The organism is Streptomyces sp. CNX435 (assembly GCF_059570575.1).
In genome coordinates, this window is the sequence record NZ_JCANTA010000013.1 from 179,488 (window position 1) to 199,681 (window position 20,194).

22 protein-coding genes and 2 pseudogenes are annotated in these 20,194 nt (G+C 68.1%); 7 read left to right on the plus strand and 17 right to left on the minus strand.

Annotation, left to right across the window (positions count from 1 at the left end; all coding sequences use genetic code 11):
• Positions 1 to 26 precede the first annotated feature (26 nt).
• The 13 genes from T328_RS22005 to kilB form a co-directional block, all read right to left on the minus strand.
• On the minus strand, positions 27 to 1,502 hold the full coding sequence (locus tag T328_RS22005) for an AICE element replication initiation protein (RefSeq protein ID WP_496497838.1): 1,476 nt from the start codon (positions 1,500 to 1,502) through the stop codon (positions 27 to 29).
• Positions 1,503 to 1,504: 2 nt separating this feature from the next.
• A complete protein-coding gene (locus T328_RS22010; RefSeq protein WP_496497839.1) occupies positions 1,505 to 2,341 on the minus strand; it encodes a bifunctional DNA primase/polymerase in 837 nt (278 codons plus the stop codon).
• On the minus strand, positions 2,338 to 3,078 hold the full coding sequence (locus tag T328_RS22015; RefSeq protein WP_496497840.1) for a DNA methylase: 741 nt from the start codon (positions 3,076 to 3,078) through the stop codon (positions 2,338 to 2,340). Before T328_RS22015 ends, T328_RS22010 begins: the two co-directional genes overlap by 4 nt.
• 89 nt (positions 3,079 to 3,167) lie before the next feature.
• On the minus strand, positions 3,168 to 3,575 hold the full coding sequence (locus T328_RS22020) for a hypothetical protein (protein ID WP_496497841.1): 408 nt from the start codon (positions 3,573 to 3,575) through the stop codon (positions 3,168 to 3,170).
• A gap of 18 nt (positions 3,576 to 3,593) precedes the next feature.
• Positions 3,594 to 4,010, minus strand: coding sequence for an NUDIX domain-containing protein (locus T328_RS22025; RefSeq protein ID WP_496497842.1), 417 nt, complete (start codon positions 4,008 to 4,010; stop codon positions 3,594 to 3,596).
• A 17-nt stretch (positions 4,011 to 4,027) separates the two neighbouring features.
• Positions 4,028 to 4,516 carry a hypothetical protein gene (locus tag T328_RS22030; RefSeq protein ID WP_496497843.1) on the minus strand — a complete coding sequence of 163 codons (489 nt, stop codon included), beginning with the start codon at positions 4,514 to 4,516 and terminating at the stop codon, positions 4,028 to 4,030.
• A gap of 215 nt (positions 4,517 to 4,731) precedes the next feature.
• Complete coding sequence (locus tag T328_RS22035; RefSeq protein ID WP_496497844.1) at positions 4,732 to 6,897, minus strand: FtsK/SpoIIIE domain-containing protein; 2,166 nt, start codon at positions 6,895 to 6,897, stop codon at positions 4,732 to 4,734.
• A gap of 87 nt (positions 6,898 to 6,984) precedes the next feature.
• Positions 6,985 to 7,365 carry an RRQRL motif-containing zinc-binding protein gene (locus tag T328_RS22040; RefSeq protein ID WP_496497845.1) on the minus strand — a complete coding sequence of 127 codons (381 nt, stop codon included), beginning with the start codon at positions 7,363 to 7,365 and terminating at the stop codon, positions 6,985 to 6,987.
• The gene (locus T328_RS22045) at positions 7,365 to 8,387 is read right to left on the minus strand and encodes a DUF2637 domain-containing protein (RefSeq protein ID WP_496497846.1); all 1,023 of its coding nucleotides are present in this window, start codon (positions 8,385 to 8,387) and stop codon (positions 7,365 to 7,367) included. The genes T328_RS22040 and T328_RS22045 overlap by 1 nt, the downstream gene beginning before the upstream one ends.
• Entirely contained in the window at positions 8,384 to 9,043 is a 660-nt protein-coding gene (locus T328_RS22050; RefSeq protein ID WP_496497847.1) for a GGDEF domain-containing protein, read from the minus strand. Before T328_RS22050 ends, T328_RS22045 begins: the two co-directional genes overlap by 4 nt.
• A complete protein-coding gene (locus tag T328_RS22055) occupies positions 9,040 to 9,369 on the minus strand; it encodes a hypothetical protein (protein ID WP_496497848.1) in 330 nt (109 codons plus the stop codon). The genes T328_RS22050 and T328_RS22055 overlap by 4 nt, the downstream gene beginning before the upstream one ends.
• Positions 9,366 to 9,632 (minus strand): DUF6284 family protein, encoded by a 267-nt coding sequence (locus T328_RS22060; RefSeq protein ID WP_496497849.1) that lies wholly within the window; start codon positions 9,630 to 9,632, stop codon positions 9,366 to 9,368. Before T328_RS22060 ends, T328_RS22055 begins: the two co-directional genes overlap by 4 nt.
• Positions 9,633 to 9,720: 88 nt before the next feature.
• Complete coding sequence (gene kilB / locus T328_RS22065) at positions 9,721 to 10,173, minus strand: plasmid transfer protein KilB (RefSeq protein WP_496497850.1); 453 nt, start codon at positions 10,171 to 10,173, stop codon at positions 9,721 to 9,723.
• A 427-nt stretch (positions 10,174 to 10,600) separates the two neighbouring features.
• On the opposite strand from kilB, the gene T328_RS22070 reads away from it, so the two are divergent.
• Positions 10,601 to 11,374, plus strand: a complete 774-nt coding sequence (locus T328_RS22070; RefSeq protein ID WP_496497851.1) for a GntR family transcriptional regulator — start codon at positions 10,601 to 10,603, stop codon at positions 11,372 to 11,374.
• Entirely contained in the window at positions 11,371 to 11,922 is a 552-nt protein-coding gene (locus T328_RS22075) for a GNAT family N-acetyltransferase (RefSeq protein WP_496497852.1), read from the plus strand. The genes T328_RS22070 and T328_RS22075 overlap by 4 nt, the downstream gene beginning before the upstream one ends.
• A gap of 7 nt (positions 11,923 to 11,929) precedes the next feature.
• On the opposite strand, the gene T328_RS22080 is transcribed toward T328_RS22075, so the two are convergent.
• The 3 genes and pseudogenes from T328_RS22080 to T328_RS22090 form a co-directional block, all read right to left on the minus strand.
• Positions 11,930 to 12,424, minus strand: a complete 495-nt coding sequence (locus T328_RS22080; RefSeq protein WP_496497853.1) for a DUF4411 family protein — start codon at positions 12,422 to 12,424, stop codon at positions 11,930 to 11,932.
• On the minus strand, positions 12,424 to 13,590 hold the full coding sequence (locus tag T328_RS22085) for an ImmA/IrrE family metallo-endopeptidase (protein WP_496497854.1): 1,167 nt from the start codon (positions 13,588 to 13,590) through the stop codon (positions 12,424 to 12,426). The genes T328_RS22080 and T328_RS22085 overlap by 1 nt, the downstream gene beginning before the upstream one ends.
• Positions 13,591 to 14,061: 471 nt before the next feature.
• Positions 14,062 to 14,709, minus strand: a pseudogene (locus T328_RS22090) (site-specific integrase); the annotation flags it as partial.
• 3 nt (positions 14,710 to 14,712) lie between these two features.
• Between T328_RS22090 and T328_RS22095 the strand changes: the two are divergent.
• The 5 genes and pseudogenes from T328_RS22095 to T328_RS22115 all read left to right on the plus strand — a co-directional run.
• Positions 14,713 to 14,899: pseudogene (locus tag T328_RS22095) on the plus strand (hypothetical protein); the annotation flags it as partial.
• Positions 14,900 to 15,226: 327 nt separating this feature from the next.
• Positions 15,227 to 15,430, plus strand: a complete 204-nt coding sequence (locus T328_RS22100; RefSeq protein WP_003979255.1) for a cold-shock protein — start codon at positions 15,227 to 15,229, stop codon at positions 15,428 to 15,430.
• A 345-nt stretch (positions 15,431 to 15,775) separates the two neighbouring features.
• A complete protein-coding gene (locus tag T328_RS22105) occupies positions 15,776 to 17,269 on the plus strand; it encodes a DEAD/DEAH box helicase (RefSeq protein ID WP_496497855.1) in 1,494 nt (497 codons plus the stop codon).
• Positions 17,270 to 17,315: 46 nt separating this feature from the next.
• Positions 17,316 to 17,720, plus strand: coding sequence for a CBS domain-containing protein (locus tag T328_RS22110; RefSeq protein ID WP_496497856.1), 405 nt, complete (start codon positions 17,316 to 17,318; stop codon positions 17,718 to 17,720).
• A 53-nt stretch (positions 17,721 to 17,773) separates the two neighbouring features.
• Entirely contained in the window at positions 17,774 to 18,100 is a 327-nt protein-coding gene (locus tag T328_RS22115; RefSeq protein ID WP_496497857.1) for an SCO5918 family protein, read from the plus strand.
• A 467-nt stretch (positions 18,101 to 18,567) separates the two neighbouring features.
• Here the strand turns inward: T328_RS22115 and T328_RS22120 are convergent, their stop codons facing one another.
• The gene (locus T328_RS22120; RefSeq protein WP_496497858.1) at positions 18,568 to 18,906 is read right to left on the minus strand and encodes a helix-turn-helix domain-containing protein; all 339 of its coding nucleotides are present in this window, start codon (positions 18,904 to 18,906) and stop codon (positions 18,568 to 18,570) included.
• Between the last annotated feature and the right edge of the window lie 1,288 nt (positions 18,907 to 20,194).

Sequence of the window (20,194 nt, forward strand, 5' to 3'; positions counted from 1 at the left end):
TTCGGGACGGCCCCTGACGCCGCAGGTCAGAACACCTGCACCTGCTCCGGCGGGGCCGGGGCCGGCAGGCGGCTCATCTCGATGTAGCGGGCCGCCATGGTGCGTCCCCAGTCGATGAGGACGCCGCGGGCTGCCAGCGTCGGCTGAAGCCGCTTGAGTCGGTCGGAGAGCACCTTGCCCGTGGTCGGCCATCCCTTCGGCAGAGGACGGCAATCCTCCCCGACGTACAGGCGGGTGAGGCAGTGCAGCCACTCGGCAGAGGTCATCCGCTCCTCTGCGCCGGCCTCCATTCCGGCGGCGTACTGCAGCACGGTCTGCGCCAGCAGGTCCCCTTCGATCACGTCGTCGTTGAGGTCGTCCAGGCTCCGCCGGTACGCGCTGAGCGCCCCGAGACCGGTGGCTACGTCGAGTTGCGCGCACAGGTGCGCGAAGTCCGCCATCCGCAGGTCCGTTGGGGTCTCCGCTTCGGCGGCGCGGACCTGGACCGTGAGGTCAAGCAGAGAGCCGAGGACGACGGGCAGGATCTCCTCGTACTCCGCCCACAACTCCGCCTCGGTCCGCCGCACCTTCGGGCGCTCAAGACGCAGCGGAAGGAGCCGTTCGGCGAGGTCGGGCCGGATGACGCCCACGTCGATGCCCGTCATGAGCAGCGGCCGGCGGTAGCGGGCGCGAACCACATCGCCATCGGTGTAGAGGGCGCGTTTGACGTTCTCGGCGCCGGTGACGATGCAGCACATCGCATCCGACAGGTCCGGCGTGAGGTGAGAGAGGTTGTCCAGCGCGGTAACCCACCCGGCCGCCACCGCCGCCGTCAGGTTCTCCTCATCCTTGGGGGCGCGTCGGAGGTCGCTGCTCATGCCCTCGATGATCCGCACGAGCATCCGCCCGCCGGTGGACTTGCCGGCGCCCTGCGGGCCGGTGAGGAACGGCGCGGGTACGGGCACGGACGGCCCGAGGCAGCCGATGAGCCAGGCGAGGGCCAGGCACTCGGTTTCCGCGCCGGCGAAGTTGCACAGCCGCAGCAGGAGATCGATGCCCTTGCCGTTGGTGTCCTTGGCCGGCAGCGGCAGTTCGCCGGTGAGCTGGGTGCGGCGCCAGCACACTTCGCGGGGGTCGGGGGTGGTGATGTCCCAGCCGGTGGGGTGGATGCGGACGGACTTGCCGTCGTTGCGTCCGAGGTCGAGCCAGGTCGCGCCGTCGAATCCGGGCGCGACGCGGATGTGTACGGGCTGCACTTCCTCGGTCAGTGCGAGTGCTTCGATCAAGTCCAACGCCTCCTTGAGCGCGGTGCCGTTGAAGACGCCGCATCCGTCGCGGAACAGGCCGACCATGAGTTCCTGGCGGTGGCTGCCCGTGGTGCCCTGTGAGCGGATCGGGCGGGCCACGGGGTGGCCGTTGCGCTGCGCGTACACGGTGCCGTCCGCGGTGCGGAAGTAGCTGAAGTTGGCCTGCGCGTAGTCGGCGATGACCTCGCGGGCAGGTGTCTTGTCGTCGTCGGACATGGCTACAGTCCCAACCTGGTACGGGCGTTGGTCCATGCGTCGGTGCAGTGCCGGGCCGTTTCACCCTTGGCCTGCGCGGCAGTGAACAGCCGCGCGACGTGCGCGTCGGTCAGGCAGCCGCACCGGCCGTGCGTGGACAGCACGGCCAGGAACGTGCCGTACACGGTGCTGTGCACCGCGCTGCGCGCCTCGGCGATGCGCTGCTCCGCCATGGCGATGCCCCGTTCGAGGAAGGCGGGCGTGCGGTGCCGGCACGGGCCCTGCCCGCCCGGCACCGCCACGGCGACGGCCGCCGCCGGGCGGGCCGGGGGCGGCTCCTTGGCGGCCAGTTCGCGCACGGCGTCGGTCAGGGGCGTCATGGTGCCGGTGCCGAAGCCGAGCCAGCGTGCGTAGCCCATCGTGGACTTGATGTCGACGCCGGGCCGTACCGCGTTGGCTGACTGCATGCGCCCGAGGTAGAGCCAGTGCTGGCCTCGTGTGGTGGGCACGGTCTGCGTGGGCGGCAGGGTCTCGCGGGCCCATGCCACGGCGTCGGCGTCGTCGAGGTCGACGACGGTGAGCCCGGCCCCGCCCGGGTGGTAGGCGACCGCAGCCGCCTGCACCCACGCGCGCCGCCAGATGCCGGAGCTGATCACGTCCCGGTCGGTCGTGGCGGCGGCCCATGCGTGGCACGGTGCGGGACAGGTGCAGGGGCCGGGGGTCTTCATGTTCGGCCGGCCGCCGCACGCGTTGCCCGCGCAGCGGCGGCAGTTGCCGAACGGCACCTTCCCCACCCGCAGGGGCAGGACGGGGATGCTGGATGCGGCAAGTCCGAGGGCGGCGGGCAGGTAGTCGTTCATGCCGCCTCCCTCAGATGCCCCGCGTACAGCAGTGCGTACGCGGCGCGGCCGATGTGCTCGCCGTAGGCGGGCGGGATGGCCTCGGTCAGTTCCTCGCGCACGTCGGTCCAGTCGATACCGAGGGCAGCTTGCAACTCGGGGACGGACGGCTTGCCGCCGCCGTTGCCGTAGGCGGCCACGTACGGGCCGTCGTAGAAGCGTCCGTGCCGGTAGCCGCGCACCCGGCCCCGATGCGGCACATGTGCCAGCCGCTCGATACGCCAGCCGCCCAACTCGAAGTTGCGGTGCCGGATCACCCCGAGACCGAACATCTCCCCGCACAGCGTCAGGTCCTTGCGGATCTCCGCACGGCCGTTGGGCTGCTCGATCACGTACGGCAGACCGGTCTTGTCGAGCAGTTCACGGGTGGGCGCCACGAGGTCGACGTGCGTACCGCCCCATCCCTGGGACCGATTGGTGCCCACCGTCAGGGCGCACTTGCCCTGGCAGGGTGGGGAGGCGTGCACGAACGCATACCGGCGGATCTCGCCGGTGTCGATCAGACGGGCGAGGTAGGTGAGCGCGTCGCCCTGGTGGTAGGGGAAGGGGTAGTTGGGCCGGTCGGCGATGTCGCAGCCGCGCACGTCGAACCCGGCACGGGCATAGCCCGTACCGGCGCCGCCGGCGCAGGAGAACAGGTCCAGCAGTAACGGCCGGAAGGTGGCCGGCACTCGCCGGATGTCGGTGGGTTGGGTCATGCTGGAGTCCTCCAACAGGTCCGATAGGGGCTGGTTGGCCGGGGCGACCGCGTGTCTTTGGCGAGAGCGGGCGGTCGCCCCGGGCATGGCTACAACTCGGCGTCGGGGTGGGGGTAGCAGGAGCTGTCGCCGGAGTCGTCGCAGACGCAGCTAGCGTTGAGGGCGTACAGGTAGCGGACGTAGCCGCGCGGGTCTTTCTCGCCCCGTTCCGTGAGGTGCGGGTCGACGTACGGCCGGTCGGTGTCGAGCAGCGTCAGGGCCGTTGCGACGGCGGTTTGCGCGGCGTCGCCGTACGGTTCGGCCGCCTCGTCCAGCAGCGCGATGCGGTCCATCACCGCGGCCTTGCGTAGGTAGTAGTCCCGGTCCAGTTCGGCGTAGGACTCGGCCGTGGCGACGGCCCTGTCGGCCCAGTCGAGTTCGCTGTCGATGCTGGGCGCGGACGAGTAGGCCGCTCCCGGTGCCGGGAAGGGCTCCGGGGCGGGGTGGATGTTGGACACGTGAGTCCTTTCGGGTGTCTAGAACGGGGCGTTGTACCGGCAGCGCGCGGCGGCCACGATCTCGCCGTGGTCGAACGCGAGAGTTCCGGCGTAGTCGAGCGGCATCCACCGGACGGCGGCGGCGTCGTCGGCAGCGTGCGCGGTGGTGGTGTCGGGAACTACCACCAGATAGGCGGCCGTGACGTACCGGCCGCGCGGGTCGCGCTCGGGGGCGTCGTAGACGCCGATCAGGCCCAGGCCGTCAGCGTCGACGCGGACGCCGGTCTCTTCCAGCAGCTCGCGCGCGGCAGCGGCTCGGGAGGTCTCGCCGGGGTCAACGTGCCCGCCCGGCAGGGCGAGCTGGCCCTTGTGCGGCGGCCCTCCCCGTTCGATCAGCAGGACGGCGCCGGCGCGGATGCACACCACGTCGGCGGTGTAACGGATCATTTCGTGCATGAATCGCCTTCCTGGTCTCAGTTGCCGGTGGTGGAGCGTCCCCACCACCGGTTGTTGTTGGTGACCTTGCGGTGGTCCTGTACGACGGGCCCCGCATAGTGGTGGTGATGCTCCTCGGGGGTCGCTTCCTTCGCGGCCTTCCCGAGTGTCTTCACCAGCCCCTTCAGGGACAGAAGCGCGACCGGCGGGGTGGCGCAGATGAGTGCGACGACCTGCGGGTCGGCGTAGCCGGACGCGACCAGCACGAGGGAGACGGCGCCGCCGACTCCGAGGGAGCCGACACCGGCGGCGAGCATCAGCCCGGAGGCGTCGGTGGCGGCCTGGGACATCGGCGGCCTGCCGGGCTGGGTGACCGGCGGGGTGGGGCCCACCACCGGCAGGGGGCTGTCGTCGCGGTAGTGCGTCGGGCGGGTGGCGATCGCCTCCTCAACGGCGGCGATCAGGTCGTCGGCTTCGGGGCGCCGCTGCCCCACCTTGGGGCGCGGCTCGGACTGCGGAGCGGACATGGCTGTCAGCCCTTCCGGGTTACCGGCAGTTGGTTACTGTGTGTGAAGGGAGGGAGGCTGGGGCGCCCCTGGGAGACCGTGTTTTCTGGGGTTTCGCAGGTCAGCGGCGGGCCGCCTCCCCGCCTCCCTTACCACGGGTTATCGCAGACCAGGCGAGGGAGGCACGGCCGGGGAGGTAGTTGGGGAGAACTCCCCGCCTCCCCGACCCTGTCCCTTCACTCTGCGTAACTGTCGGCGGGGGTGTCGGGGTCGTCGGTGTCCCGCTCGGCGAGCGCTTCGGCCACGCGGGCGCGGCTGGCGACCATGACGCCGCCGGACTTGTACGGCGCCGCCCCGGCGTCGGTGAGGGTGCGGGCGAGGTCGGATGCGGTCCAGCCGCGGTACTCCGCCGGGTTGCGCTCGGCAAGCCTCTGCCGGACCTCATCGGTGCGCATCCGCTCCACGTCGGCGAGGACGGCGGCGATGTCGGCGAGGTGGTCCACCGGCTCGCCTGCGGGCGGCGGGGCGGCGGCGGGGGTGATGCCCTCGCGTCCGTCCAGCGCCCTCTTGACCACGGGCGTGATCTGGTCCGCGTCGGCGGTCTTGCGGATGTAGTGCGAGCGGATCAGCTCGAACGGGTTGCGGGTGAAGCCGACCGTGAGCGCGGTGCCGATGTTCTCGGCCGGGTTGAGGGTGGTGGCGGTGATGCCGGCGCGGTGCTTGCCGGTGCCCAGCAGCCCGTCATTGGCCACGTGGTCGCCCACGGCGAACGCGACGCGGTGGGAGGTGTTGCGGGTGACATCCTTCGGGATGCTGTCCGCGGTCGGGCTCACGGTGACCCAGATCAGGGTGATGCCGACCTTGCGGGCCTTCTTCATCACCTTCACCGCCAGCTCGGCGGCCTCGGGGCCGTGCTTCTTGTGCATGAACAGCTCGTGGCACTCATCGAAGACCACGACCTTCGGCCGCATCCGCGGGTCCCGCTCGGCAATCTCCCTGGTCAGGCGGACCTCATCGCCGCCCAACTCTTCGAGGAGCTTGCCGCGTTCGGTCACGTCGTCCCGCAGGCTGCGGAGCGCTTTGACGGCGGCTTCGATCTGCTCGTCTTCGTCGCCCTTGACCAGGGTGTTCAGCCGCGGCTTCATGGGGTCGTAGTCGACGTTGTACGCCATGACGTACACGTCGAGCTCGACCAGCGGGTCGAGCATCGCCCCGAGCAGCAGCGCGACCACCAGGGACGACTTCCCGGAGCCCATGATGCCGCCGACCATGTAGTTGGCGGCCATGAGCTGCCCGCGCACCGGCTCCCCACGCTGCGAGACACCCGCGGGCACGCCCTTGAAGTAGTCGGTGACACCCTCGGTGAGCAGCGGCCAGTCCGGGACCTTCCCGGACAGAGAGCCCTGATCGGCCACCCACAAGTCGAGCACGCCGGGCTTGTTGCCCGGTTCGGTGGGCCAGACCTCCACCGGCAGGCGCAGCAGGTTGTGCGCCAGTACCTGCTTGCGCTGGTTGATCATCTCGACCGTGACGCCCATCGGGAGCAGCAGTTGGGAGTGCCAGCCGTTGCCCAGGCGGCCCGTGCCGGACACCCAACGCGGCTGCCAACCGTCCTTGAACGCCCGGTTCAAGGGACCGATGTTCAGGTGCCGCAGCGCGCTGAGGATCGCCCCCTCATCAGGCACCACATCCCGACTCGACTCATCGGCGGGCAGCGCCCAAGACGGGGCGGCCTGCCGCTGCCGGCCGACTCCCCATACGGAGGCCAGTGCGGCGAACGGCAGGGCTATCAGCAGCGGCTCCCAGACCACGCCGACGATGAACGCCACCCAGGCGATGAGCTGCACCACGGCCTCAACCGGGGCGAGGATCATCGAAACGTCTTCCTTGGCCCACGCCAGGATGCAGCCCAGCGCCAGCAGCACACCGAACCCGGCACCGGCCGCGGACGCGACCGCACGGGGTGCGTTGACCATCGCTTTCAGCAGGTCCATGCGCCGCTTGTGCCGCGCCTTACGGAAGGAGGCGGCGCGCTGCTCCCACTCCTTGATCTCCTCGTAGTTCCCCGCCGCTTCCGCACCGCGGATCATCCGCTCATAGCGGGCGGTCGTGCGCCCGTCCCAGGCGCGGCGGGCGACGATCCGACTGCCGCCGACGACGTAGGCGCCGTGCCGCACGGCCAGACGGCCGGCAGCGCGGGTGCGCTCATCCGCGAAGAACACACGCACCACCCGTCGCGAACGCGCCCACACCGGCACCGAAGCCGGCTGCGGGTCGGCGGTCGGCACGGCGTCGGTGGAAGTGGCGTCGGTGGGGGTGTCCTTGGTGAGCGGGAAGGCCAGCACCTTCCCCGTGGTCTCTGCCTCATCCCGCGGGGGCGGGATCGGGGTTGCATCAGTCACGATGGGTCTGCTCCTTCACGGAGTGAAAGGGGCCCGGCCGCGTTGCTGTGGAAGGTGGGCGGCCGGGCCCGGGTTCGGATAGGTGTGTCAGGCGTGCGGGGGTTCGGGGTAGGCGCACGGGATGCACATGCCGAGGGAGCGGGGGATGCAGTACCCGGCGTCCTTGCCGCACTGCGGGCAGGTGCGGCGGGCGAGCATCGCCAAAGCGAGTGCGGCCCACTTGCGGGAGGTCATCGGCCGTACCGGCTTGGCCAGGTCGCAGCGGTACAGGTACGCCACCCGCACCCCACCGCGCCGACAGTTGGCGCGCATTACCTGCGCTGCGATGTCCTGCCCGCCCGGCCGCAGCCCGCGGGCACGGAGCTGACGGCGGGTCGCCAGACCGTCCGGCGCGAAGCGCCACGGATAGGTCGGGATGCCGTAGCGCACGCCCTGCGGGTCGTAGCACTTGCCGAACGCGGCGGACATCAGGACGCCACCGGTTCGTCACGGGCCTCGTGCAGGCGGGCACTGATCCAGCCGACAGACCAACCGGTGTGCTGCGCGATCTGCCGAACGGAATGCCCAGCAGCGGCCCCGGCACGCACGGCCTCAAGCGCTTCGGCCTCGTTCATCTTCGCCACCACGGGGGTGTTCACCGGCTTGCGCCCTGCCACCCCGTGCGGCTTGGTGAGGCGTTCACGCCCGGCAGTCTCAGCGCGTTCACGGGCCTGCCGTTCACGGTGTTCACGCTGCTCGCGCTCCACCTGTTCACGACGCTCCCGCTCAGCGCGTTCACGTTCCTCGCGAGCCGCTTCGTAGGCGCGCTGTTCGGCCCGCTCACGCTCTTGGCGTTCCAACTCCTCACGACGCAGCCGCGCCTCATGCTCGCGCTGCTCACGCCGCTCCGCGGCCTCCCGCTCCGCACGCTGCTGCTCCAACCGCTCTGCGTGCTCACGCTGTTCACGCTCACGCCGTTCAGCGTCGGCCTGACGCTGTTCACGCTCGCGCCGCGCAGCCTGTTCACGCTGCTCGCGCTCGCGGCGTTCACGCTCGCGCTGCTCACGCTGTTCACGCTCGATGCGTTCAAGCGCGGCAGTGATCGCACGGCGGTAGGCAAGCCCGGCTTCGGCGGTGACGATGAGCAGCGTGGGCGCGACCGCGTGAACGGCCACCCCCACCGCATCGCCATGCAAAGCGGAATGCCCGATGTTCAGAGCCAGGGTCATGATCCCGGTCAGCCAGCGCAGGACCGCCGGCCACCGTCCAGCCGTCCCGCCCAACCGCGCAACGGTGGAGTCCAGCCGCACCACGATCACCACGGCCGCGTCGACAACGAGCGGCAGAATGGGCGCGGTCCACTCCCAGCCCTCCGGGGCGACACCGCGAACCAGCGGCGTCACGGTCAGAACGGAGAACAGCATCGCGCCCAAGGTGATGCCCCACGTGCCCACCGACAGGGTGCGCTCAGCCGACCGGATCTGTCCCGGGCTCATCGTGGAGAAGTTCATGCCGCACCCCCTTCAGGTGCCTTGTGGGCCCCGTCGCGGCCGGCGCGGCGGCCGTTGACGGTGGCGAGCGCGGGCGCGTTGGGCGCGGCCGTGAGCCAGCCGCCGCCGTCGCGCTTGGCGATGTACATCGCCTCATCCGCACGGCGCAGCGCCGCCGACAGGTCCAGCTCGGGGGCGTCGCCGGTCCAGCACGCGCCGATGGACGCGTCCACGGTCAGCTCCCGCCCGTCGACAAGCAGGGGGGCGGTGATCTCGCTGTGCAGGCCGCGCAGCAGCCACGGAAGGCCGATCTCCGACCGCATCGGTACGACGACGGCGAACTCATCCCCGCCCAACCGGGCAGCGATCCCGCCGCGGATGCCGTCGAGGGCGTCGTTCAGGCTCGCGGCCACGCCGCGGATGACCTCATCGCCCGCGGCGTGGCCGTAGCGGTCGTTGAGGGCCTTGAAGCCGTCGAGGTCGATGACCAGCACCGCACACAGCCCGCGACGCAGCAGACGGCCGGCGCGTCGCTCGAAGACGGCGCGGGTGTGCAGACCGGTCAGGGGGTCGCGGCGGGCCTGCCGTAAGCGGCGGCACAGCCAAAGCGTGTGAGCCGTCCAGCCGGTCAGCATCGGCACCGCAGCCGCGGCGGCGGCAGGAAGGAGAGTGCTCATGCTGCGCTCCCCACCCACGTCGCGGCGTGTACGTCGCCGTAGCCGGTCAGCTCCAGTTCGGCTCCCGCGTAGTCGCCGTACGCCCGCAGCACGCGCGTACGGCCGTCGCTCTGCTCGCGGTAGGCAACGGCTTCCGCAGCGACCGCGAGGGCCTCACGCCACGACTCGAAGTCGGACAGGCCGTTGTGGAACGTCAACTGCAGCCGGTTCGGGTAGATCGGGGAGACGTGCACGTCCGGGGCGGGAAGGTGCCCGAAGTCCACGGTCAGCAGCCGCAGGACCCGCAGCGGCACGGCCAGGCCGTCCAGCGTCAGGCCCTCGTTCATGCCGCACCGCCCGTCGTGCCGGTGGTGCGCCGGTTGGCGAGCGTGCGGCGGGCGGCCAGGACCCGGTTCCGGGCCCGGCGGATGCGCCGGTTGTCCACCTCGTTCGGCGGGCGGTCAAGGGCGATGATCTGCGCGTCCACCAGGTCGACGCCCGCGAGGATCACGGGCATCTCCTGCTCGATCGCGTCCAGCTCCACGTCCGTGGGCTCCATGAACGGAGCGAACGCGGTAACAGCGTCCTGAACAGTGACGATGTGGTCCATGGGTCGTGTTCTCCTAGCAGTGGGTACGGCCCGAACAGCGCCCCCGGAGCTGCAACTCCGGGGGCGCACGCCGTATGGGTGAGAAGGGTCAGACGTACAGGTGCCGGGCGCCGGTTTCGCGCAGCGCGGTGTGCGCCTGACGGGCCCGCAGGCCCGCCGCGTCCAGCTCATCCGCGCCCGCGTCACCGAGGGCCATCGCCGCGTCGACCGCTTCCTGAGCCGTCGCCAGCAGGCCGCCGACACGGGTGACCATGTGCAGCGTGTCCATGGCGCTGGTGACCGCTGAGCGCGCGGCGTAGCGGGCCTGCCGCGCCTCGGCGGTGTCGGGCTGTTCGTCGCGGCGGGCGGCGACCTTGAGCCACTGGTGTTCGCGGTGGCGGACGATCGCGGCCAGCAGGGCCGGGACGGCTTCGGCGAGTGCCTGCCGGCGCCGCTCGTCCGTCGCGTTCCGTGCGGTGCGGGCGGTCGTGAGGTGCTGCATGAGCCCCGCGACGACCGTACCGGCGAGCGTGCCCAGAACAGCGATGAGTGTGGTGGTCATGAAGTCTTCTCCTTGGGTTCCGGCTCCCCTCAGCGCTGCTCGTACGAGTCGAGCAGCGGAGGCAGCCGACAGCGGCGCCTGGCCGCTGAGCCGTGAGCGAGGGGGACCCTCGCAAAGGTGCTTCGGATCTCAGATCAGGCGGTGCCGTCACCGCCCCGGAGGGCGGATCCGGGCAGGTCACCCGGCCCGACATGGGCGGTCGGGGTGGTGGCCTGCACCCATCGACCACCCGTGCTCAGGTGGCTGGGTCGGCACTCTGTGGACTTGTCAAAGAGCAGTAGCCGGGCACACTTGCAAGTGTTGCTCCTCCTGGTCAACTTGTTGGTACAAGTTGATGACAGCGATGGTGCACCCCCGAAGCGTCTGCCGTCAAGAGATCTGGAGGAGCATGTACCAACAAGTTGAGCGAGTGCGTCATGATGGGGTCATGAGCAAGCAGCCGAAGTACCGTCAGGTGGCCGATGCGCTACGCCGCGAGATCGCCAACGGCACGTACCCGCCGGAGGCACGGCTCCCCTCGGAGAGCGAGCTGTCGGCCCGCTTCGACGCCTCCCGCAACACGGTCCGGTCTGGACTGAACATGCTGGTCAGCGAAGGTCTGATCACGTCCAGCCAGGGACTCGGGTACGAAGTCCGTTCTCACGAGGTCTTCGAGCTGAACGCGTCTCGCTTCGAGAACCTGGAGTTCCCGCAGACTGGCGACGCCTACAACACCGACGTGACAGCGGCCGGCCGCCGCCCTCACCAGACGTTCAGGGTCGAGGTGCAGCCCGCGGCAGAAGACGTCGCGGAGCGACTGAAGGTCGAGCTGGGCACCAAGACGGTACTGCGGTTCTGTCACCGGTACGTGGACGATGTGCCCTGGTCTACTCAGGCGACCTACTACCCGGCATGGCTGGTCGAACAGGCGCCGCGCCTCTCCGAACCGGGCGACATAGATGAAGGGACGACGCGGTACTTGGCAGCCCACGGGACCGAGCAGATCGGGTACTTCGATGAGATTGCTACCCGCATGCCCACCCCCGAGGAAGCCCGGCTATTGGAGATCGGCCCTGGTGTCCCCGTCCTGCTCTGGACGCGCACCGGGTACTCGCAAGATCGCCCGATCCGGTGCACCATCACGACCTTTCGAGGCGACCTGAACCACATGAACTACGAGATTGGCGATTTGTCCGCCCGAGGCGAAAACGAACCCCAGTGAGAATCGTCCCCGCCCGCCCTGAGGACGTGTCCAAGCTGTTGGCCTTCCGCGAGGAGGCGGCAGCTTGGCTAGCCCGCCTCGGCTCTGACCAGTGGCAGCGCCCTTACCCGGCGGACAAGCTTTTGGCCACCATCGAAGCGGGCACCGTCTTCATGGTGCAGGACGGCAACGCCACAGCCGCGACCATCACCCTGACCCCCGAAGCCGAGGCGGGCCTATGGACCGTTGAGGAGTTGGCGGAGCCCTCGCTCTTCATCAACAAGCTCACGGTAGCTCGCACCCACGCAGGGAGGGACCTTGGCGGGCGTGTGCTCGACTGGGCAGCGGACCGTGCTTACCTAGCTGGCGCCAAGTGGCTACGCCTAGACGCATGGACGAGCAATGAGGGCCTTCAGGAGTATTACGTCCGACACGGCTTCGTACACGTTCGCACAGTGCATGAGGGCTATGCAGTAAACGGCGGTCCTCGCGTGTCTGGTTGGTTGGCTCAGCGCCCAACCGCCCGTACCGACCACGGATTTATGGATCTGACCCGAAACCCCATCTGAGTAGACATCAGGCTGACAGTTGCAGGCCAAACCGGGCTTTCGTGTTACGCAACATCGCGAACGTGTTGGCATAAGAGACGTCCATCGCGGCACATGCGTCAGGAATGAGGACACGCTTCCGCGAATCCGGGCGCGGCTGCTCATGCGTTACGACTACGTGATGATGCGCCCTCGCGTAGGCAACAATAAAGAAATCTGCCGCATTGCTCAGAAATTCCTGAATCGCCGCAGCGAGATAGCTTCTTGACTGGGCCCAGCTAGTGAGTGGCCCAAAGTGGGCGGCAGCGGCCGAGTCGACTTCCCGAAAGAATTCAGGATGATTGCGCGCCCAGGTGGCAAGTTCGTCATCACCCTCTATTAGCTCGTCCCGTACAGGTCCGATACTGCAAGCCAAGGAGTTGAGGTGTGCGTGATCTAACCATTCCCAAAAACCGGGAGCTATATCGAAGGCGTAGTAGCGGTTCTTTGCCTCGATGAGCACGTTAGAGTCGACCAGATACATCAGGCAACTCCAATCCTGTCTGCAAGGTTCTGGAATGTCTGATGCTTCTTCGTGCTCAAGAGCTGGTACGCATCTCTGTACTGCGTTCCACCTTCCATGGTGTCAGAGATTACAGCCCGAGCGAACTGCCGACTGAGGCGTAGCGGGTGCGTGTTATAGAAATCGCCACCACTCGCCTCACTCTGACGCGCCCGCATCACCGCCTTTATCCTTTCAAGTTCGATCTCGTACCGCTCCCTGTAGTCATCCCATTCCAGGAAACCAGCGTCATAGATCCTCTTGAGGACAACGAGCGTGCTGACTCTATAGCGACGCGCAAGTCGCTCCAACTCCGATACCGTCGCATCGCCACCGTATTCTTCCCGGATTCTAGCGATTGGGACCAGCATCTCTGCTGCCACTCGGTTGCACCAAAGCTCTGCTTGATTATCTGTGCGCTTAGCCATGGGTGCATCAGAAAGGGCACTCTGGCCGAGCCAAATGTGCGCCAATTCGTGCACCATGGTGAATATTTGGGCAGCCTTCGTGTCTGCGCCGTTAACGAACACAAGGGGAGCCACAGGGTCCGAAAGGGCGAATCCTCGAAATTCTTTAGGGCTGAGCTTTCGGTGCGTATTAACCCCAACGATACCGTTGACCATGACGAGAACGCCAATATTCTCGATGCGATCGATTAGACCGCGCAGGGCTTCGGTCCACGATCCGAAAGACGCGCGGTCCGAAGTATCAAAGCGCAATAAGGCCCTGATCTCATCCGCCACCTCCTCAGGTGACGTTGAGGTCATCGCGGAGCCCACGAACTCCAATTCTGAAAATCCGTGAATGTTAGCGTAGCTTCGATACCATTCCTGTCGGGATTGGCAGGTGTAGATAGTTTCGAGCAGATTAGCAGACGGGCGTTCGATTGTCGCATTCCTGAAGGTTCGCATGTCCGGAATTGGCACAGGCTCATCCGGCGGTTCAGGCAGGAACAAGAGCCCAAATGGGGTGTGCGTGGCGTTTGCGAAGCGCTCCAGTTGCTTTAGTGTCGGCTGCCCACTGCCAATAAGCCACGCTTGGAGCCGAGGAAACCGCCGGCCAGCTTCCTCGTGAGACCAGCCAGCCCGTTCCACCGCCCAGCGCAAGAGCGCTGGCTCCACCCGAACTCGGACGACCACGCGGCTCACCTCCCCCTCGACAGTAGGCTAGCGACCGCTAACCCGATTGCGAACCACACGGACCGTCACAGATCGGTCACTCACACGTAGTTGATGTCAGCTTGAGCTGCCACGGTGACCGTCTCGGTTTCCGTCATGGTTGCCCCGTCCGCTGCCGCTGGCCAGGGCATGCGCGGTCTCACTTGTGGTCTCGATCGCCCCACCTTCCAGGCTGGTTCACGGGCGTCCGCGTACGTTCGGCATCGCACTTGACCAGCCGCGACGGCGGCGGCGCGGACGTCCACGGACGCCAGCGAAACAAGATCGGACAACTCGTAATGCGTAGGTCAAGGGTTCGATTCCCTTAGGCGGCTCCACCAAAGGCCAGGTCACGCAGCCCGTGACCTGGCCTTTTGCATGCAGCAGGGCATGGCGTGAGACACGGCCGGTACAGCGCGAGCCCGCTTGCGTGAGCGATGCGTGAGCGGATCGCCTCAGTAACTACGCCTCAGGCGTCTTCCGCTTGCCCTTCTTCTTGATCTTGCCGGACTTCGTGCCCTTCGCCTTCTTGCCGGCCTTGCGAGCAGCCTTCTTCTCCTCGGCCCTGCGCTGGAGCGGGACCAGCTTGGCGGTGGCCTCGGCGGCGCCTCGGCCGACCTCGGGGAGGACGCTCTGGTAGATGTCCCGCGTGATCCGGGTGTCGCTGTGCCCGAGGGTGTCGGAGACGATCTTCACGTCCACGCCGGCGGCGAGCATGAGCGTGGCCGCGCCGTGGCGCAGGTCGTGCAGCCGGACCGGCGGGAGGCCGGAGGCGGCGACGAGCCGTTCGAAGAGGTCGGTCACCTTGCCGGGGTGCAGCCAGGAACCGTCCTCCTGGGTGAAGACCATGCCGGTCTCGACCCAGGCCGTACCCCATTCCTCGCGTGCCGCTTCCTGACGTTCGCGGTGCCGCTTGAGGACGTTGACCGTGTCGTCGTCGAGCGCGACCACGCGGTGCCCGCTGTCGGTCTTGGGCTCGGACGTCTCCACGTCCCAGCCGTCCTGCACAAGCTGCGCGGACACGGTCAGGGAGTGGGCGCCGAGGCTCGTCTCCGACCACGGCTGCCCGCACGCCTCCCCGCGCCGCAGTCCGCGAAAGGCGATCAGGTGACCTGTACCGAGTGCGGTGCATACCGGGACTGGTTGATCCTGTCCACGCGTGGTCAGGTCTGGCGCGGTGCCGGGCAGGCCACCAACAGCACGAGACCCGCCTGGACACTACTTGGTACATCGGCACGCCGGGCCCGCGGAAGCGACGCACGCGACGTTCGAGGACTGCCTGCGCCACCTCGGGCACTGACCGGTTGCCGCGTGGCCGGTGGTGAGTGCGTTGCGCTCGGGATTGGTCAATATCTGTGCTAGCGAGATGAGAGTTTGACGGGCCGTGTGATGAGAGTTCTTGCCGCAGTGAGCGGAGTGAAATTATTCAACCGCCGAGGGCCGCTGCGGCGTGCTACTCTCGATCTCAGTTGCAGTTGTGGTTCCCAAAACTTCAAGTGCCCCCATTCGGCTCCTGCCGATGGGAGCGTTTTGTATTTCCGGTCATTTTCCGGGGCAGGGTAATCATCGCGGCGACACGGTATCCGCGCAGTGCGGATTCCGATGCACTGCCCCAAGGAGATATGACATGGCTGCCGGTACCGTGAAGTGGTTCAACTCGGAAAAGGGATTCGGCTTCATCGAGCAGGACGGTGGTGGCCCCGACGTGTTCGCCCACTACTCGAACATCGCCGCCCAGGGCTTCCGTGAGCTGCTCGAAGGTCAGAAGGTAAACTTCGACATCGCGCAGGGCCAGAAGGGCCCGACGGCCGAGAACATCGTTCCGGCCTGACACTGACACACATTTGCAGCTGGGGCCCGCATCATCCTTCGGGGTGTGGGCCCCAGCCGCGCGCGTTTCCCTCGGCGGTTTCACGGGCGGGACGACGCGGAGGAATTCGCAGTTTCGCTAGGCATGGATCCCCGTTTAGGGATGCAGACACACCATGAAGAGCTACACTGAAGTCGGCGCCCGGATTCTTACGCCCCACGCGCCACCTATTTCAGCACCTACGCCCACGTGGATTTCCGTCGGCCAGAGTGCTTTCTATTTCCATCGGCCCATACTTGCAATTCTCCATGCCGCTCGTCGCTGCGGGGGATTCCTTGATATGCGCCGCATCGAGGAGGGTTCCGTATGAACCGCACACGCACGAACGACCGCTCGGCCCGCACCCGTAGGGGCAGTACCAACGCAGGGAGGGGCGGCAGCCGCTTCGACTCGCAGGCAACGCGCCGTTCCGCCGGGCCGGCCCGTTCCGGTGGTTACGGCCACCGGAGCGCCGCAGCACAGGGTGAGTTCGCGCTCCCCACGACGATCACCCCCGCACTGCCCGCCGTTGAGCGCTTCGCCGATCTCTCCATGCCCGAGCAGCTGCTGGCCGAGCTCGGCAGGCAGGGTGTGGGCACACCGTTCCCGATCCAGGGCACGACGCTGCCGAACTCCCTGGCGGGCCGTGACGTCCTCGGGCGCGGGCGCACCGGTTCCGGCAAGACTCTTGCCTTCGGCCTCGCCTTGCTCGCTCGTACCGCCGGGCAGCGTGCTGAGCCCCGCCAGCCTCTGGGGCTGATCCTGGTACCCACGCGTGAGCTGGCGCAGCAGGTGACAGATGCGCTCACTCCGTATGCCCGCTCCGTAAGGCTGCGGCTGGCTACGGCGGTGGGCGGGATGCCGATCGGCAGGCAGGCCGGCGCGCTGCGAAGCGGAGCCGAGGTCATCGTCGCGACCCCGGGCCGGCTCAAGGACCTCATCGACCGTGGCGACTGCCGGCTGAACCAGGTGGGCATCACGGTGCTGGACGAGGCCGACCAGATGGCGGACATGGGGTTCATGCCGCAAGTCACGGCGCTGCTCGACCAGGTGCGCCCGGAGGGGCAGCGGATGCTGTTCTCCGCCACCTTGGACCGTAACGTCGACCGGCTGGTGCGTCGCTATCTGACCGATCCCGTCGTGCATTCGGTCGACCCGTCGGCCGGTGCGGTCACGACGATGGAGCACCACGTCCTGCACGTCCACGGCGCCGACAAGCACGCCGCAACGACCGAGATCGCCGCCCGCGACGGCCGCGTGATCATGTTCCTGGACACCAAGCACGCCGTCGACCGGCTCACCCAGGACCTGCTCAACAGCGGGATCCGGGCCGCCGCGCTGCACGGCGGCAAGTCGCAGCCGCAGCGCACCCGCACGCTGGCGCAGTTCAAGACGGGGCATGTAAGCGTGCTGGTAGCGACCAACGTCGCGGCGCGCGGCATCCACGTCAACAACCTCGACCTCGTCGTGAACGTCGATCCGCCGACCGATCACAAGGACTATCTCCACCGCGGCGGTCGTACCGCCCGCGCCGGCGAGTCCGGCAGCGTCGTCACCCTCGTCACCCCGAACCAGCGCCGCGGCATGGTCCGCCTCATGTCGGACGCCGGAATCCGGCCGCAGACCACCCAGGTTCGCGCGGGCGACGAGGCCCTGCACCGGATCACCGGCGCCCAGGTCCCGTCCGGCATCCCCGTCGTCATCACCGCACCGGTGGTCGAACGCCCCAAGCGCAGCGCCTCTTCCCGAGGCCGACGCCGCCCCGCTTCGGCGACCCGGCGCGCGCCCGCACGCAAGCCCGTCTTCGACGCGGCAGCCTAGAACTTTCGTGATCAGGAAGCTTACCCATCTCTGCAGGAGGCACCTCTTGACGCTGGTTCAGAAACAGCCCGGCTCGGCGATCGCCGGCCCCGTGCACAGGAAGCTGACCGAGGTCATGGACGCGGCCGGACCGCGGGTCTGTGACGACATGAGCGTCGAGGTGGCGCTGTCCGTCATGACCGCCGCATGCGCGGACCGGCTGGTCGTCTGCGACCAGGACGACCAGGGCACCGGCCTGGTCACCCAGACCGAACTTGCCGCCGCCCGCGACAGCTCCGCTTACACGGACCGCGTCCGCCTGCGCGACATTCTCGGCGACCACGCACCGTTCACCTCACCCGTGGCGACGATGGCCGAAGCCGAGCACGCGATGTGCCCCCGCCGGCTCGACGCCCTGCCGGTGGTCGACGAGCAAGGTAAAGCTCTGGGCGTCCTCGCCCTCTCCTGCTGAACCGACTCGCCCTGGACGGACCGTTCTCCCCCCTTCTCCCTTGTGAGGGTCACATGCGCTGCATCATCGCCCGCTTCCCCTTCGAGCTCACCAAGAGCGGCGTGCTGGAATCGATGAAGGGCATCAAGCCCGAACCAGGCGCCGGCGAATTCGTGACCGTCGGCCGCCGCCACTATCCCGTCAAGCAAGTCGGCCAGGTCATCACCCGCCAGGACCGTCGTGACTTCACCGCCGGTGAAGTCCTCCGGGCCATGACGCGGCTCGGCTTCACCTGCCGCACCCTCCCCAAGGCCGCACCCGTACGCATCCTCAGCCCACTCCAAGAAGCCTACGCCGTGCTCGGCACTCCCATGCCTGCTGACCGAGGGAAACAGGCATGAGCCGACACCTGGACAGTCGTGCGGGCCCCCGACCGGAACGCGTCGGTCGGGCCCACACTGCTGCAGATGAGCGGACGGACCATCCTTCTTCGCGGGCGTCCGCGAACCACACGACCTTCTCGGTATGCCAGCCGACGTCCCCGCCCCTGAACTTCACCTGCCTTGGACGCCTCTCCCGCCAAGGCGCCCTCACCCGACCCGGACGAGGCATCCAGCAGAATCGACTCTCAGAATGACCTTGCACCACATGCGGGTTTCGAGAGGACTTTACGCATGACGACCTGCGGTAACGCGATCACTTCCCGGGCTCTCGCAGAACTCTCACGGATGAACACACTGTGAGAAGGGCAGTACGTAAGGCCCGTGGCCCAAGGGCGCTCCCGGCCCAAGAGCCCTGAAAGCCATAGGACAGCATGCACGGGCGGCGGCCCGCGAACCTCTTGTGCACGTTCCTGGCCCCAGCGGTCTCAGACCGCGGTTGAGGGGTTTGCCGTTTCGTCGGTGCGGTGGTGTGCGGCGTTGATGCGCTGGGCTTCTTCGAGCTGGTCTTCCAGGATCACGATGCGGCAGGCAGCCTCGATGGGGGTGCCCTGGTCGACGAGTTCGCGGGCGCGGGCGGCGATGCGCAGTTGGTAGCGGGAGTAGCGGCGGTGGCCGCCCTCGGATCGGAGCGGGGTGATGAGGCGGGCTTCTCCGATGGCGCGGAGGAAGCCCTGGGTGGTGCCGAGCATCTCGGCGGCCCGGCCCATCGTGTAGGCGGGGTAGTCCTCGTCGTCGAGGCGGCCGTACGAGTCGTCTGCTGTCATCGCACCTCTCTGTGGAACGCCTGGGGGGGCCCTGGTGCCATTGGCACCAGGGCCCCGAAGGAACTGCTACACCATCTGCCGGCCCTGGTACTGCGCCGGCTTCCTGTTTCCGCAGGCCCGACCGAGATGCTGTCGGGGGTGCGGGGATCGCGGTTGTGTGACCGGAGACCACCTCACTATCGATGTTCTGCGGTACCCGGGCTCAGACGTGCGCCCGGGCGATCCTGATGGCGCCTGGCTCCTCCGTTTCTTCCCTCTGGGGGTCAATCACTTACCTACTGCGGGTACTGCTCTCCTGCGTACTGCTGGTGATGCGAACTGCTTGGTGGCCTGCTGTAGCGCCACTCTTCGGCAGCCAGCCCCGTCGCCTGTCCTTCGTCTGCTCTGGCTGAGAACCCCACTGCCGAACTCCCGGTGCGCGCGTCCGCAGCCGACGCCTTCACCGGGGTGCTGCTCACTGACTTCGCTGCTGAGTACTGCGAACTGCACTTACCGAACTGCGGTACTGCTCACGGCGGCCCCTGATCACTGCGGGCCACCCGGTCCGGGTCGTCAGCCCCGTCACCGCCTTGCACAACCTGGCTTCGGAACTCCACCACCGAACCGTCCTGCGTACTGCTGGTACTGCTGGTCGGCAGTTCGTCTCTGCCAGACCTCACTGATCTCGGCTACGAGAGAAACCATACCCACACCACCGCCCAATGTCTACTCCGGCCGACACAGATTTTCGCGTGCTCGGTGATGAGGTAACCGACCTCGACCAAGGACGGGAGGGCGGGCCGCTGGGCAGGTTAACGGGGCCGCAGGCCGGGCACAGCCACCGGGCCGGCAGGACCGGGCATCATGCGCACCCGCCATGTTCAGTTCGGCGGCAGCGAAGGCGGGCCGCTCTTCTTGCGCGGACTGGGGCGTGCCGGACCCGTTCCCGGCTCGGGAGCGCCGACCGCCCGGGCCTCGGGCAGCGGCGTCTGGCCGTGTCGGCCGAGAGCAGTTCGGCCTGGAGCAGATCGCGCCGGCACTCCAGCCGCCAGCCTCGCCGTGGTGCCAGGGCTTCGGGAAGGGAGCGGCGTACCGGCGGGGAGGGTGCGTCCGTTGAACCACGGTTCGCCCTTCCAGTACGCGCGGTCGTCGCGCCCTGCGACGAGTTGGTCGGGGCGCCGCGCGGCGGTGAGCACCGCCTCGTGCTGTTTCGCGGGCAGCTTCGGCGGTAGGGACGGCCGGCCGGTGCCTGGGGTGGGGGTCGTTGCTTCGTCGCCTTCCTGTGGCCGGGTGTGGCCAGGTGGATGAG

Coding starts and splice junctions, on each gene's coding strand:
- T328_RS22005 (WP_496497838.1), bottom strand. CDS start 1,502: ATGTCCGACGACGACAAGACACCTGCCCGCGAGGTCATCGCCGACTAC.
- T328_RS22010 (WP_496497839.1), bottom strand. CDS start 2,341: ATGAACGACTACCTGCCCGCCGCCCTCGGACTTGCCGCATCCAGCATC.
- T328_RS22015 (WP_496497840.1), bottom strand. CDS start 3,078: ATGACCCAACCCACCGACATCCGGCGAGTGCCGGCCACCTTCCGGCCG.
- T328_RS22025 (WP_496497842.1), bottom strand. CDS start 4,010: ATGCACGAAATGATCCGTTACACCGCCGACGTGGTGTGCATCCGCGCC.
- T328_RS22030 (WP_496497843.1), bottom strand. CDS start 4,516: ATGTCCGCTCCGCAGTCCGAGCCGCGCCCCAAGGTGGGGCAGCGGCGC.
- T328_RS22040 (WP_496497845.1), bottom strand. CDS start 7,365: ATGTCCGCCGCGTTCGGCAAGTGCTACGACCCGCAGGGCGTGCGCTAC.
- T328_RS22045 (WP_496497846.1), bottom strand. CDS start 8,387: ATGAACTTCTCCACGATGAGCCCGGGACAGATCCGGTCGGCTGAGCGC.
- T328_RS22050 (WP_496497847.1), bottom strand. CDS start 9,043: ATGAGCACTCTCCTTCCTGCCGCCGCCGCGGCTGCGGTGCCGATGCTG.
- T328_RS22055 (WP_496497848.1), bottom strand. CDS start 9,369: ATGAACGAGGGCCTGACGCTGGACGGCCTGGCCGTGCCGCTGCGGGTC.
- T328_RS22060 (WP_496497849.1), bottom strand. CDS start 9,632: ATGGACCACATCGTCACTGTTCAGGACGCTGTTACCGCGTTCGCTCCG.
- kilB (WP_496497850.1), bottom strand. CDS start 10,173: ATGACCACCACACTCATCGCTGTTCTGGGCACGCTCGCCGGTACGGTC.
- T328_RS22070 (WP_496497851.1), top strand. CDS start 10,601: ATGAGCAAGCAGCCGAAGTACCGTCAGGTGGCCGATGCGCTACGCCGC.
- T328_RS22080 (WP_496497853.1), bottom strand. CDS start 12,424: ATGTATCTGGTCGACTCTAACGTGCTCATCGAGGCAAAGAACCGCTAC.
- T328_RS22100 (WP_003979255.1), top strand. CDS start 15,227: ATGGCTGCCGGTACCGTGAAGTGGTTCAACTCGGAAAAGGGATTCGGC.
- T328_RS22105 (WP_496497855.1), top strand. CDS start 15,776: ATGAACCGCACACGCACGAACGACCGCTCGGCCCGCACCCGTAGGGGC.
- T328_RS22115 (WP_496497857.1), top strand. CDS start 17,774: ATGCGCTGCATCATCGCCCGCTTCCCCTTCGAGCTCACCAAGAGCGGC.
- T328_RS22120 (WP_496497858.1), bottom strand. CDS start 18,906: ATGACAGCAGACGACTCGTACGGCCGCCTCGACGACGAGGACTACCCC.